13 protein-coding genes are annotated in these 13,464 nt (G+C 34.8%); 12 read left to right on the top strand and 1 reads right to left on the bottom strand.

Going from position 1 to position 13,464, the window contains the following annotated elements:
- Positions 1-34 precede the first annotated feature (34 nt).
- The 9 genes from PBV87_RS04375 to fsa all read left to right on the top strand — a co-directional run bounded on the left by PBV87_RS04375 (position 35) and on the right by fsa (position 9,340).
- Positions 35-772, top strand: a complete 738-nt coding sequence (locus tag PBV87_RS04375; protein ID WP_271011278.1) for a hypothetical protein — start codon at positions 35-37, stop codon at positions 770-772.
- A gap of 12 nt (positions 773-784) precedes the next feature.
- The gene (locus PBV87_RS04370; RefSeq protein ID WP_053984289.1) at positions 785-1,486 is read left to right on the top strand and encodes a hypothetical protein; all 702 of its coding nucleotides are present in this window, start codon (positions 785-787) and stop codon (positions 1,484-1,486) included.
- A 17-nt stretch (positions 1,487-1,503) separates the two neighbouring features.
- Positions 1,504-2,127 carry a DUF4004 family protein gene (locus PBV87_RS04365; RefSeq protein ID WP_053984288.1) on the top strand — a complete coding sequence of 208 codons (624 nt, stop codon included), beginning with the start codon at positions 1,504-1,506 and terminating at the stop codon, positions 2,125-2,127.
- Between the two features lie 66 nt (positions 2,128-2,193).
- Positions 2,194-3,201 carry an alpha/beta fold hydrolase gene (locus tag PBV87_RS04360; RefSeq protein ID WP_271011277.1) on the top strand — a complete coding sequence of 336 codons (1,008 nt, stop codon included), beginning with the start codon at positions 2,194-2,196 and terminating at the stop codon, positions 3,199-3,201.
- Positions 3,202-3,978: 777 nt separating this feature from the next.
- Entirely contained in the window at positions 3,979-4,992 is a 1,014-nt protein-coding gene (locus PBV87_RS04355) for a LacI family DNA-binding transcriptional regulator (RefSeq protein WP_053984286.1), read from the top strand.
- Between the two features lie 85 nt (positions 4,993-5,077).
- On the top strand, positions 5,078-5,698 hold the full coding sequence (locus PBV87_RS04350) for a DUF4867 family protein (RefSeq protein WP_271011276.1): 621 nt from the start codon (positions 5,078-5,080) through the stop codon (positions 5,696-5,698).
- A 14-nt stretch (positions 5,699-5,712) separates the two neighbouring features.
- Positions 5,713-7,191: an L-fucose/L-arabinose isomerase family protein gene (locus tag PBV87_RS04345; RefSeq protein ID WP_271011275.1), complete on the top strand. Its 1,479-nt coding sequence runs from the start codon at positions 5,713-5,715 to the stop codon at positions 7,189-7,191.
- A gap of 14 nt (positions 7,192-7,205) precedes the next feature.
- Entirely contained in the window at positions 7,206-8,675 is a 1,470-nt protein-coding gene (gene xylB, locus PBV87_RS04340) for a xylulokinase (RefSeq protein WP_053984283.1), read from the top strand.
- 11 nt (positions 8,676-8,686) lie between these two features.
- The gene (gene fsa, locus PBV87_RS04335) at positions 8,687-9,340 is read left to right on the top strand and encodes a fructose-6-phosphate aldolase (RefSeq protein ID WP_271011274.1); all 654 of its coding nucleotides are present in this window, start codon (positions 8,687-8,689) and stop codon (positions 9,338-9,340) included.
- Positions 9,341-9,374: 34 nt separating this feature from the next.
- Here fsa and PBV87_RS04330 read toward each other — a convergent pair whose 3' ends face one another.
- Positions 9,375-10,229, bottom strand: a complete 855-nt coding sequence (locus PBV87_RS04330) for a YitT family protein (protein WP_154668818.1) — start codon at positions 10,227-10,229, stop codon at positions 9,375-9,377.
- A 241-nt stretch (positions 10,230-10,470) separates the two neighbouring features.
- On the opposite strand from PBV87_RS04330, the gene PBV87_RS04325 reads away from it, so the two are divergent.
- The 3 genes from PBV87_RS04325 (at position 10,471) to PBV87_RS04315 (ending at position 13,368) form a co-directional block, all read left to right on the top strand.
- Positions 10,471-11,766 carry a hexokinase family protein gene (locus tag PBV87_RS04325; protein WP_271011273.1) on the top strand — a complete coding sequence of 432 codons (1,296 nt, stop codon included), beginning with the start codon at positions 10,471-10,473 and terminating at the stop codon, positions 11,764-11,766.
- Positions 11,767-11,798: 32 nt separating this feature from the next.
- A complete protein-coding gene (locus PBV87_RS04320; RefSeq protein ID WP_271011272.1) occupies positions 11,799-12,704 on the top strand; it encodes a type I phosphomannose isomerase catalytic subunit in 906 nt (301 codons plus the stop codon).
- A gap of 88 nt (positions 12,705-12,792) precedes the next feature.
- Positions 12,793-13,368, top strand: a complete 576-nt coding sequence (locus tag PBV87_RS04315; RefSeq protein WP_271011271.1) for a phosphate propanoyltransferase — start codon at positions 12,793-12,795, stop codon at positions 13,366-13,368.
- Positions 13,369-13,464: the final 96 nt, after the last annotated feature.

The following is a 13,464-nucleotide window of genomic DNA, read 5'->3' as shown; positions in this document are numbered from 1 at the left end:
TTAAATAAAATTATAACTTAGGGAGTGAATGAAAATGGGTAATAGAGATTTACAAATTAGTGGTGCTGGAAGTTATCCAGGAGGACAATTTGATGCTGTATCAATCAGTGGTGCAGGAAAAATAAATGGTGATTTAGAATGTATTCGTTTTTCAGGGTCTGGTTCAGCAAAGGTACACGGCAATGTAATATGTGATAAGTTTGGATGTTCAGGTGCGGGGAAAGTAACAGGAGATGTAGAAGCAAAAGAAGTAAAGGTAAGTGGTGCATGTAAAATCGGAGGAGATATGAGAGGTGGCTTACTTGTAAGTTCTGGTGCAACAACTATTGAAGGTGATATTAAATGTGAGAAGGTTACAGCATCAGGGGTATTAACTACAGGTAAAAATATAGAAGCTGAAGAAGTGAACATTGAAGGGGCCATTAAGAATTATGGAACAATTAATGCAGAAAAAATCCGTATTGAATGCCGTACAGGAAATGGAAGCTGTACCTTTAATGAAATGGGAGCAAGTAAAATATCTATTAATGGTTATAATGAAAGTTCTAGGCCTTATTTATTCAAACTATTTGGGATGTTTACTGGTGGAACAAGTGTAATTACTGGGAATGTAGTTGAAGGCGATGACATCTACATGGAGAATGCTGACGTAAAGATGGTACGAGGTGATCGTGTAGTGATTGGGCCTGGTTGTAGAGTGCAGCAAGTGGAATATAGAGAAACTATTGAAATCAGCGATAAAGCAGAAGTAATAGATGTGGTTAAAAATTAAGGAGGAAATAATATGGCTTCAGGTGATGTACGTATTATGGGTGATGGAAAGTGCATAGAAGGACAATATAATAAGATTCGCATATTAGGAAGTGGAGAATTAGAGGGGAATATTACATGCCAGAAATTTAGTAGTGCAGGCGCTGCATCAGCACAAGGGAATATTTACTTTCAAGAGATGAAAACAGCAGGTGCTTTTGAAATTACAGGTAATTTGGAAGGGAAAACGATGAAGCTTATGGGAGCTGCTGAAATAAGAGGAAGTATTAAGGCAGACCACTGCAAAGTATATGGTATGTTACATTTAGAAGAAGATCTTGAGGCAGAATACTTCTTATTACGAGGTGGATTAGAAGGTGCTGGACGTATTAATAGTGAGAAAGTAACGATTCAATTATTAGGACCATGTCAGGTAGAAGAAATAGGTGCAAGCACAATTGAAATTGGAAAAAAAGTAGTAGCGAGCGATGAAGTAGGATTCAAAAAATGGTTTAATTTTGCTGTTAAGATGGACTTTGATGGTAAAAAAGGTAAGTTAATTGCCCAAGTTATTGAAGGTGACCGAATTCGTATTGATACAGCAGAAGTAGGTGTTATAAGAGGTGAACATGTAGAAATCGGTCCAGATTGCATCATTGATAAAGTAGAGTATACTACTTTTATTTCAGTTGACCCATGTTCAAAAGTAGGAGAAATTGTACAAATTACAGCGTGAGAAAAGGGTGATCAAAAATGGAAGACGAACTTATTTCAAAAAAGGATTTATTAATTGAAACAGGTATTTCCTATGGGCAGCTTTATAGATGGAAAAGAAAAAATATTATCCCAGAAGAATGGTTTATTAAAAAATCCGTTTCTACAGGTCAAGAAACATTCTTTCCTAGAAAGAAAATCTTAGATCGTATAGAAATGATAGTGAATATGAAGGATGAAGCTTCTTTAGATGATTTAGCTAAAATGTTTAGTGCAGATATAGAAGAAAGTAATATAGACTTAGAACGTTTGATTAAGAAGCATGTTTTAACAGAACAGGCTATACAAATGTACAAAGATATTATGATGGCAAAAGAAATTGTTGAAATGGATCAAGTTGTAAGTATTAAAATCTTAAAAGATAAGTTGGCTGGTGGTGAGTTAACCTTGCCAGAATGTCAGACATTGATGCGATTTATTAAAGAACATTATGATCAGTTAACAGGTGAAAGCGCTAGAATATATGTATTCCGTGCGATGGGAGTACCTTTTATAATGGGTGCTAAATCAGAAAAAGACGTAGTATTAAGTGATGAATATAAGATTATTACTATGATTAGTTTATATGAAGAAGCAAGTACGATTAAATTTGAGCTTATGTAAAAGTGGAAATAACTTTGTAAACTTAAAATGAAAGCGTATACTAAAAATAAAATGAGGGTGAGAAAGATGTTATTAAAATCAAGCAGACGAAAGCAATATGCAATAAAATCACCCAATGGTATCGAACAGATGGAAAAGAGGAAAATCGGGGGAATTTGGCAGTATCTTTATATTAGAGGAGAAAATAAAAAGAACCCAGTTATCCTTTTTTTACATGGTGGACCGGGAAGTTCGATGATGCCCTTTATACCTGATTTTCAATTTGGTTGGGAGAAGGACTTTACAGTTGTGCAGTGGGATCAAAGAAATACTGGTAAGACACTTAAAGCCAATAATCCTGAAGAAGTAGCAAATACAGCTACAATAACACAGATGTTAGCTGATACATTAGAAGTAGTCAGATACTTAACTCAGAAACTAGGAAAAGAAAAGGTTATTATTTTAGGTCACTCTTGGGGAAGTGTACTTGGTACCCTATTTGTAAAGAAATATCCTCAATATGTAAGTGGATATATTGGCGTAGGGCAGGTTGTAAGTTTTAGAAAAAATGAACAAGTGGGATTTAATAAAGTGATGGCATGTGCTAAAGCACAAGGTGCAACAAAGTATATTGAAAAATTAAAGTCGTTAGAACCTTATCCAGCACTTCAATATACGCAAGAAGAACTAAAAAGACTAATGCAAGTACGTCAGATCCAACAAAAATATAATCTAGCTATGGGGCCGGATTTAAAGTTAGTGAGTACAGTATTTTTAAGTCCTTATATGAGCATTAAAGAAGGAATGAGTTTTACAAGTGATATAGGGAAGAACTACAGAAAGTTGTGGCCATTCTTATATGATGAATATGACTTAGAAAAATATAGTACAGAATATAAAGTGCCTGTTATTTATATAATGGGAGAAGAAGACTGGCAAACACCTTATCCATTAGCGAAGGCATATTTTGAAAAGATTGAAGCACCTTACAAAAAATTTAGGAGTATTCCGGCAGCTGGGCATGCAACAATGATAGACCAGCCAGAATTATTTACAAAAGCGATTTTAGAGTTAAAGGAAGCTATCTCACTATAAAGAGATAGCTTTTAGTCTGTTGAAGAATGATATAACAAATTTAAGATATAATATAAACACAACAAGCCCACCTAAGTAATCTCTCCCTCTTAAAAATGAGATCTACTTAAGTGAGTTTGTTGTTTTGTGGCAAAGTAGCTTGTGAAGTTTGCAGCAAAGAATATTCACAGATAGGTATAGGAAGTTATAACAATCAGATTATACTATGAACGGATCTTGTCCCTATAGCATTGCCATGTGTCTTAGAAAATAGGAATAGGGTAATAGACATATTGGCTAAGAATAATGGTAGTGCCTATAGTACAGAAGAAGTGTCAAGGTTTGTCCCATCAGTTATAGATGCCTATATATTGAGCTGAACATAATAATATGCTACAAAACTTAAGATAAGCAGTACTATCCCTAATCTATAGGCTTGCCACAGACTACTATAGATTAAGTTTTACTAGGGAAAAAGCTTAACAATAGGTAAGAGGGAGGAATCCTAAAGCTTATCCATTTCCTTAGCAGTAAAAGGAAAACTACAAGTAGGTGGCCACCAAAGTACTTGAGATTTAACCTTTACATCCTATATATACAAATCAGAAGGTAAAATCCGTCGTAAAAAGTGAAGAAGGATTAAAGATTGTTAAAAGTATACAAGAGAAAAGGCTGATATTTGTAGTTATTTTAAATACTTAAATAATAAATCGGAAAAAGATTGAAAGTATAAATAAAATATGATATGTTAAAAATAGACATTGTGCACGCGCACAAAATAGAAGGAGAAATGAGTAAATGGCAGTAACAGTAAAACAGATAGCAGAGATGGCAGGGGTGTCTAGAGGAACGGTAGACCGTGTCATTAATAATCGCGGCGGTGTAAAAAAGGAGGTGGAAGACAGAATACGAAAAATCGTAGAGCAACTGGATTATAAACCTAACTTAGTGGCAAAAGGCTTAGCTAAAAAGAGTACGAATAAGAAGATTGGTGTGATTTTAAATGCTCATGATAACCCTTTTTACAAAGATGTTATTTTAGGTGTAGAAGCGAAAGATAAAGAAATTGTAGACTTTGGATTTGAGACTTTACTAAGAACAACTCATTGTTACGATATTGAAGAACAGTTAAAAAGGATAGATGAACTTGTTGCAGAAGATATAGCAGGACTTATTTTATCACCGATAAATAGTGAGCGTATTGCTAACAGGTTGAATGAACTGAATATACCGATTGTCACAGTCAATACGGATATACCAGATGTTACAAAATTATGCTATGTAGGTAGTGATTACTTACAAGCTGGATATGTAGCTGCTAATATCTTCGGTATTACAGGGAGAAGGCATAAAATAGGTATTATAACAGGTAATAAATTAATACTAGGGCATAACATGAGGATTGAAGGTTTTAAGCAAGCTATACAACAAGAACAGTATCCTATTGAAATCATAGGTGTCTATGAAAATGATGACACAGATATTAAGTCTTACCTTGCAACAAAACAAATGTTAGAAGAACATCCAGAACTTACAGGAATATTTTTTGCAGCTGGTGGTATAGAAGGTGGACTAAAAGCAGTAGAAGACTTAGGGCTATTAAAGAAAGTGATGCTTATAACAGTGGATACGATTGAAAGTGTTAAAAAGAATCTTTTAGAAGGAAATATTGCAGCAACTATATGTCAAGAACCTTATGTACAAGGATATGAGGCTACAAAAATCATGTTTGATTTTTTGATGACAGGGCAGTCGCCAGATACTATAGCATACTTAACAAAAACCCAGATCAAATTTAAATATAATATTTAACAGCTTAAATATTATATTTAAGTTTGAGAAACTTATTTTTTTATATTAAACTGTGCACGTGCACAAAGTAGAGAGGATGAGATCCATGAAAGTAAAGCAAGTGAGTGAACCAAGTTTTAAAAAGTATGGAAGAATCATTACAAGCGTACAAGAAGTTTCGTCATTACTAGAAGTGATGAATGAAGTAGATGTGCCAGATGGTGTTATCTATGAACCTTCTGTGAATGCATTAGAAGCGTTACCTATTGCACAAGAAATTCAAAGTAAATTATTTGGTGAGTTACCAATCCAAATAGGTTACTGCAATGGGCACAATCATTTGCTTAATGCTCTAGAGTATCATAGAAATTCTGAAATCAATGTTGCTGTAACGGATATGGTTTTACTACTTGGAAGTCAGCAAGATATCAGTGAAGATTATACCTATGATACAAGTCTTGTGGAAGCTTTCTATGTTCCAGCGGGTACAGTTGTAGAAATGTATGGAACAACATTACATTATGCACCTTGTAGTGTGGATGAATTAGGCTTTAAATGCATTGTTATATTACCTAAACATACTAACTTAGCACTTGATGATTGTGAAAGAGAAGTAGGGGAAGACCGTTTGTTAGCTGCAAAAAACAAATGGCTCATCGCTCATAAAGATGCAGGAATCAAATGGGCTTTTGTTGGATTATTAGGCAAAAATATAGAGGTTAAATAAGAGGAGGAATAAAAATGAGTAATATGCCAGTTTTAAAATTAGGAATTGTAGCAGTAAGTAGAGATTGTTTCCCAATGAGTTTATCAGTAACAAGAAGAGAGGCAGTAGTAAAAGCATATACAGAAAAATACGGTGAGATTTTTGAATGCCCAACTTGTATTGAAAATGAAGTACATATGTTACAAGCATTAAAAGAAGTTCAAGATGCAGGATGTAATGCGTTAGTTGTATATTTAGGTAACTTTGGGCCAGAAACACCAGAAACATTACTTGCTCAAAAATTCGATGGTCCAGTCATGTTTGTAGCAGCAGCAGAAGAGACAGGTAGCAACTTGGTTCAAGGTAGAGGGGATGCATACTGTGGTATGCTTAATGCAAGTTACAATTTAAAATTACGTAACATTAAAGCTTATATCCCTGAGTATCCAGTAGGTACAGCCACTCAGTGTGCAGATATGATTCATGAGTTTGCACCTATGGCACGTGCAATCATTGGTTTACAAGGATTAAAAATCATTAGCTTTGGTCCAAGACCACAAGATTTCTTAGCATGTAATGCACCAATTAAGCAACTTTACAATTTAGGTGTAGAAATCGAAGAGAACTCAGAGCTTGATTTATTTGAAGCCTTCAACAAACATAAAGATGACTCTCGTATTCCAGAAATTGTAAAAAGTATGGAAGAAGAGCTAGGTAAAGGGAACATGAAACCAGAAATCCTTCCTAAACTTGCTCAATATGAAATTACTTTATTAGACTGGGTTGAAGCACATAAAGGATCAAGAGAGTATGTAGCTATTGCAGGTAAATGTTGGCCAGCATTCCAAACACAATTTGGCTTCGTACCATGCTATGTAAATAGCCGTTTAACAGCAATGGGTATTCCTGTATCTTGTGAAGTTGATATTTACGGGGCACTTAGTGAATTTATTGGAACTGTTGTAAGTGAAGACACTGTAACTTTACTAGATATTAATAACACAGTACCACAAGACTTATATGAAGAAGATATTAAAGGCAAGCATGAGTATACATTAAGAGATACATTTATGGGCTTCCACTGTGGGAATACAGCAGCAAGTAAACTTTCATTCTGTTCAATGAAATATCAAATGATTATGGCAAGATCTCTTCCAGAAGAAGTAACACAAGGAACTTTAGAAGGGGATATCGTACCAGGCGATATTACATTCTTTAGATTACAAAGTACTGCAGATGCGAAACTTAGAGCTTATATTGCACAAGGTGAAGTGCTTCCAGTTGCAACACGTTCATTTGGAGCAATTGGTATCTTTGCAATTCCAGAAATGGCAAGATTCTACCGCCATGTACTTATTGAAGGGAACTACCCACATCATGGTGCAGTAGCATTCGGTCACTTTGGCAAAACACTTTATGAAGTATTCAAATACATTGGTGTTGAAACAGAAGAAATTGGCTTTAATCAGCCAAAAGGTATGCGTTATAAAACAGAAAATCCATTCATGGGATAATAAGGAGGTAGCGTATGCTCTATATCGGTATTGATTTAGGAACGTCAGCAGTAAAATTACTGCTGACAGATGAAAAAGGAACCATTAAAAATGTAGTCTCTAAAGAATATCCTATTTACTTTCCAAACTCAGGGTGGTCAGAACAAAAGCCAGAAGAGTGGTGGGAACAAGTTGTAGTAGGGATCAAAGAACTTATTACGAATGTAGACAAAGATGAGATAGACGGCATCAGCTTTGGTGGGCAGATGCATGGACTTGTAATCTTAGATGAATCGGATGAAGTAATCCGTCCAGCACTTTTATGGAATGATGGGCGTACTTGGGAAGAATGTAACTACTTAAATGAAGTAATTGGTCAAGAAAACTTATCTAAGTATACAGCAAATATTGCATTTACAGGGTTTACTGCTCCAAAGATTTTATGGGTGAAAAATAAAGAACCTGAGAATTTTAATCGTATTAACAAAATTATGCTTCCTAAAGATTACATTGCGTACAAACTTACAGGTGTACATTGTACGGATGTTTCAGATGCATCAGGTATGTTACTACTAGATGTAGAAAATAAATGTTGGTCTAAAGAAATGATAGAGATTTGTGGTATTAAAGAAGATCAACTTGCAACACTTTTTGAAAGTTATGAAGTAGTAGGTACTTTAAAAGAAGAGATTGCAACAGAGCTTGGCTTAAATAGTCATGTTAAAGTGATAGCTGGAGCTGGTGATAATGCAGCAGCAGCTGTTGGAACAGGGACGGTAGGAAATGGTATGTGTAACATTTCACTTGGCACATCAGGTACTATTTTTATATCAAGTGGCCAGTTTGGTGTAGATCCACATAACGCACTTCATGCTTTTGCTCATGCAGATGGTCACTATCACTTAATGGGGTGCATGCTTAGTGCAGCTTCATGTAATAAATGGTGGATGGATGATATTGTAAAAGATAAAGATTATATAGGTGAGCAACAAAAAATAAATAAGTTGGGTGAGAATAAAGTATTCTTCCTTCCTTATCTTATGGGAGAACGTTCACCACATAATGATCCAGATGCTAGAGGTACATTTATTGGTATGACTATGGATACGACACGTGAGGAAATGACACAAGCCGTATTAGAAGGCGTTGCCTTTGCACTTCGTGATTCTTTTGAAGTAGCAAAAAGTTTAGGGATTCAAATTGAACGTACAAAAATCTGTGGTGGTGGTGCAAAAAGCTCATTATGGAGACAGATTATAGCCAATGTTCTTAATGTAAAAGTGGATCAGATTGAAAGCGAAGAAGGCCCAGCATTAGGTGGTGCTATGCTTGCAATGGTAGGTTGTGGTGTATACAAAAATGTAGAAGAAGCAGCTGAGCAGATTGTAAAAATTATTAATACAGTAGAACCTGATGAAGCATTAGTCGCAAAATATGATGCACAGTATAAGAAGTTTGCAAAGATTTATCCTACTGTAAAAACATTATTTAAAGAAATTGTATAGGGGATGAGCGCATGAAATTCTTTATTGATACAGCTAAAGTAGAAGATATCAAAAAAGCTGAAAGCTTAGGTGTTATTTGTGGTGTAACAACAAATCCTTCTCTTATTGCAAAAGAGGGAAGAGATTTCTTTGAAGTCATTAAAGAAATTACAACAATAGTTGATGGACCTATTAGTGGAGAAGTAAAAGCAACAAGTGAAACTGCAGAAGAGATGATCAATGAAGGGCGTGAAATTGCTAAGATTCACCCTAATATGGTGGTGAAAATTCCAATGACTTTAGAAGGGTTAAAAGCAACAAAAGTCCTTTCTAAAGAAGGAATTAAGACAAATGTTACATTGATCTTTTCAGCTAATCAAGCACTACTTGCTGCACGTGCAGGTGCAACATATGTGAGCCCATTCTTAGGTCGTTTAGACGATATTTCAGAATCAGGGATTGATATAATTCGTAATATCGTAACCATTTTTGATAATTATAAATTAGAGACAGAGATTATTGCAGCGAGTGTGCGTAACCCAATACATGTCACACAATGCGCACTTGCAGGGGCACATATTGCTACAGTACCTTATGGTGTTATTGAGCAAATGACCAAGCATCCTTTAACTACCGAAGGCATTATCAAATTCCAAAAGGATTATAAAGAAGTATTTGGAGAATAATAAAAGAGGAAGTGATGATCACTTCCTCTTTTATTTATGTATTTTGTTCTAGTGGTAGGAAACCACGTCCATTACCTATTACTTGAGCTACATCAGATACAGTAACAAAAGCATGTGGGTCATGGCTTGAAACGATATTTTTAACTTTAGCAACTTCACGTAAGTTAACGTTTGCATAAAGAATATATTTGTTTTGATGGGTATAACCACCAATGGCTGGTACAATAGTTACACCACGATGCATTTTATCCATAATATCTTGTGCAATTTCTTGACCGACATCTGGTGAGGTAATAATAGAGACTGTACGCCTACGATTAAGGCCATCTACAACATAATTTGTTGTTTGGCTGCTGATAAACATACTTGCTGCAGTTAAAATGGCAATATCTAGGCCAAATGTGAAAATGGCAGTAAGCATAATCAACATATTAATAGCAAGAATCACATTTCCCATACTAATAGAGAAAAATTTATTAACAATTTTAGCGATAATATCTGTTCCACCTACAGAAGCTTCATTGCGGAAAATAATACCCATACCTACGCCATTTAGAAGACCAGCAACTAGAATGATAGTAAGTGGGCTATTGGTAGGAATAACAATCCCGGAGGTTACTTCTAACCATAAGGAAAGGCTTATCATACCAAGTAAACTAAAATAAATAAATTGCTTTTTTAAAAAGATAAAAGCCAGTATAAAGAGCGGAATATTAAATATAACATTCATGATACTTAAATTCCAGCCAAAAAGAAAATGCAAGAAGAGAGAAATTCCGCTAATCCCTCCACTTAACATGTGATTAGGAACAAGTATGCCATTGATTGCAATAGACATAAGTAGTGTTCCAAATAAAATAGATAGTACACTTTTAATCTTACTATTCATCACCTAAGTCTCCATAAATCGGTTCTATAATATGTAGTAGTTGACAAAATATTATCAACGTGTCAATTATACATTTTTGCACTTTAAAAAGCAATAAAAGAGAGACATAAATATCAGATAAAATATGGTATATAAAAAAATACTATAAATTATATTAATTTACACTTAACGATAAGCTTAGGACATGATATGATAAAATAGATAATATAATCGTAGATTTAATGAGAGAAAGGAAACGAATATGTCAAAGACAATTATTACACAATTTTTAAGTCAACACGGCATGTACTATGGCGATCTTAATTTTGAAACAGAATGCCAAAAGTTTATTGCTGAAATGGAAAAAGGTTTATCTCAAGAAGGTAGTAGCCTTGATATGATTCCAACATACCTTTCTGTAAAGAATAACATTGATACAAATGTACCAGCGGTTGTTATTGATGCAGGAGGAACAAACTTTAGAGTAGGGCTAGTAAGCTTTGATGATAATATGCAACCAAGCATTAGCGACTTTTCAAAAACAAGAATGCCTGGCATTGAACGTGAACTTAGTAAACAAGAATTCTTTGGCACGTTAGTTGATTATACAAAAGACGTAGCAGCAAAATCTACAGAAATCGGATTCTGCTTCTCTTATCCAACTCAAATTAATAAAGATAAAGATGGTCTTCTTTTAAGATGGTCTAAAGAAGTTAAAGCACCAGAAGTAGTAGGTGAAATGATTGGTGCAAACTTAGTAGAAGGTCTTAAAGAAGTTGATGGTAAAGATCGTAATGTAGCAATTTTAAATGATACAGTAGCAACTTTACTTGGTGGTAAAGGGATTACAAGTGAACGTAACTTTGATGGTTATATTGGATTTATCTTTGGGACAGGCACAAACCTTTGCTATATCGAAGACTCAAGTAAAATTACTAAAATTACAGATGCTCAAGATGATACAATGATTATTAATACAGAGTCAGGCGCATACAACAAGTTACCACGTGGTGCAATGGACAAAGTGTTAGATGAATCTTCTAACAATCCTGGAGATTATCAATTAGAAAAAATGATCAGTGGTAGATACTTAGGACCATTAGTACAAGAAGTTTTAAAAGGTGCAGCTAAAGAAGGCATTTTCTCTACAGGTTGCAACGAAAAAGTTATGGCTTTAGAAAACTTAGAGCTTATCGATGTAAGCTTATTTGTAGCACATCCTCATAACAGTGAAAATGTACTTGTACAATGTATTGAAGAAGCAACAGATTGTACACTTATGTATGAACTTATTGATGCAATGATTGAACGTGCAGCTAAAATCTCTGCAATTAAACTTTCAGCATGTATCTTAAAAACAGGTGCAGGTCGTGACCAAGCAAGACCAGTTGCTATTGTAGGTGAAGGTACAACATTCTACAAACTTAAAGACTATAGACAAAAATTAGATTTCTATATGAGATCTCATTTAACTAAAGAACATGGTCATTACTATGAATTCATTCAAGGGGAAGACCTTAACTTAATCGGTACAGCGATTGCTGCACTTGCACACTAAACTTTATTAAAAGACATAAAAGGAGACATACAATGAAACCATTAGTATTTAATCCTGTATACGTAGAACGTATTTGGGGCGGACGTGATTTAGAAAACTACAGAAATGATATGCCAGAAGGCGTAATTGGCGAAAGCTGGGATGTATCTGCACATACAGCAGGTATGAGTGTTGTAAAACAAGGTGAATATGCTGGTAAAACTTTATTAGAGCTTGTAGAAGCATTAGGTGCTGAATTAGTAGGTACAAAATGTGCAGGTAAAGAGTTTCCTCTTCTTGTAAAGCTTATCAATTCATGTGATAGCCTTTCAGTTCAAGTTCACCCAGGTGATGAATATGCAAGACGTGTAGAAAATCAATTTGGTAAAACAGAATGTTGGTATGTAATGGATGCTAAAGAAGGTGCAGAGCTTGTTATTGGTACAACAACAACTGATAAAGATGCATTCAAGGCAGCAGCATTAGAAGGAACACTTGATAGATTCCTTAACTCTATCCCAGTTAAAAAGGGTGATTTCTTCTACATTCCAAGTGGATTAATCCATGCTATTGGACCTGGTGTAATCATTGCAGAAATCCAACAAAGTAGTGATATTACATACCGTGTATATGACTACAACCGCGGACGTGAAATGCACTTAGATAAAGCGATGGAAGTAACTGATTTTACACTTCTTCCAGAAGGTGCGATCAACGAGACATTACTTTGCGAAGGTGAGTTTTTCACAGTAGAAAAACATGTTGTAGAAGATAGCTTAAAAGACACAAGTAATGAAGAAAAATTCTTCATTTATACATGTGTAGAAGGTGAAGGTACTTTAGTAGCAGATGATTTTGAAGCAGAAATCAAACTTGGCGATAGCTTCTTAATTCCAGCTACAACAGGTACTTATGAAATCAAAGGAAGCTTAACTGTTCTTAAAAGCTTTGTAGCTTAATTTTTATAGCTTGATTAACGAAATAATAGATAAAATAGAAAGGTCCTATATATTTATATAGGGCCTTAAAGACATCAGGAGGAAAGCAATGAAAAAAATTGAGATTCCAGTAGGCATTTCTGCTAGACATATTCATCTTTGTAAAGAAGACTTAGAGGTTTTATTTGGAGAAGGGGCTGAGCTTCATCCAATTAAAACTTTAATGGGTGGACAATATGCAGCAGATGAACGTGTAACAGTTGTAGGATCAAATGGACGTCAGCTAGAAAATGTACGTATTCTAGGACCACTTAGAAGTGAAACACAAATAGAAGTATCAAAAACAGATGCAATGTTCTTAAAAGTGCAAGCACCTCTTAGAGATTCAGGTGATATTGCTGCGACACCAGGAGTAACACTTATCGGTCCCAAAGGGCAAGTAACATTAGATAAAGGTTGTATTGTGGCAAAACGTCACGTACATATGTCAAATGAAGATGCTAAAGCGTTTGGACTTTGTGATAAACAACTTATTTCACTTGACTTTGATGGTGAAAGAAAAGGAACTTTACATGACGTATTAGTACGCGTACATGAAAGTTTTACATTAGAATTACACATTGATACTGATGAAGCGAATGCTCTTGATGTAAAACCAAATCAAGTTGTTGCTTATCAAGCGTAAGCAATATAGTAAGTAAATGAAAAGGAACTGATGCATGGATAAATGTATCAGTTCCTTTTTTGTTATTGGCCGTTCAATATTGCATGAAGACCTTAG

The organism is Holtiella tumoricola (assembly GCF_027857615.1).
In the GTDB taxonomy this organism is placed as follows: domain Bacteria; phylum Bacillota; class Clostridia; order Lachnospirales; family Cellulosilyticaceae; genus Holtiella; species Holtiella tumoricola.
This window is presented reverse-complemented; position numbering and strand designations above follow the sequence as displayed.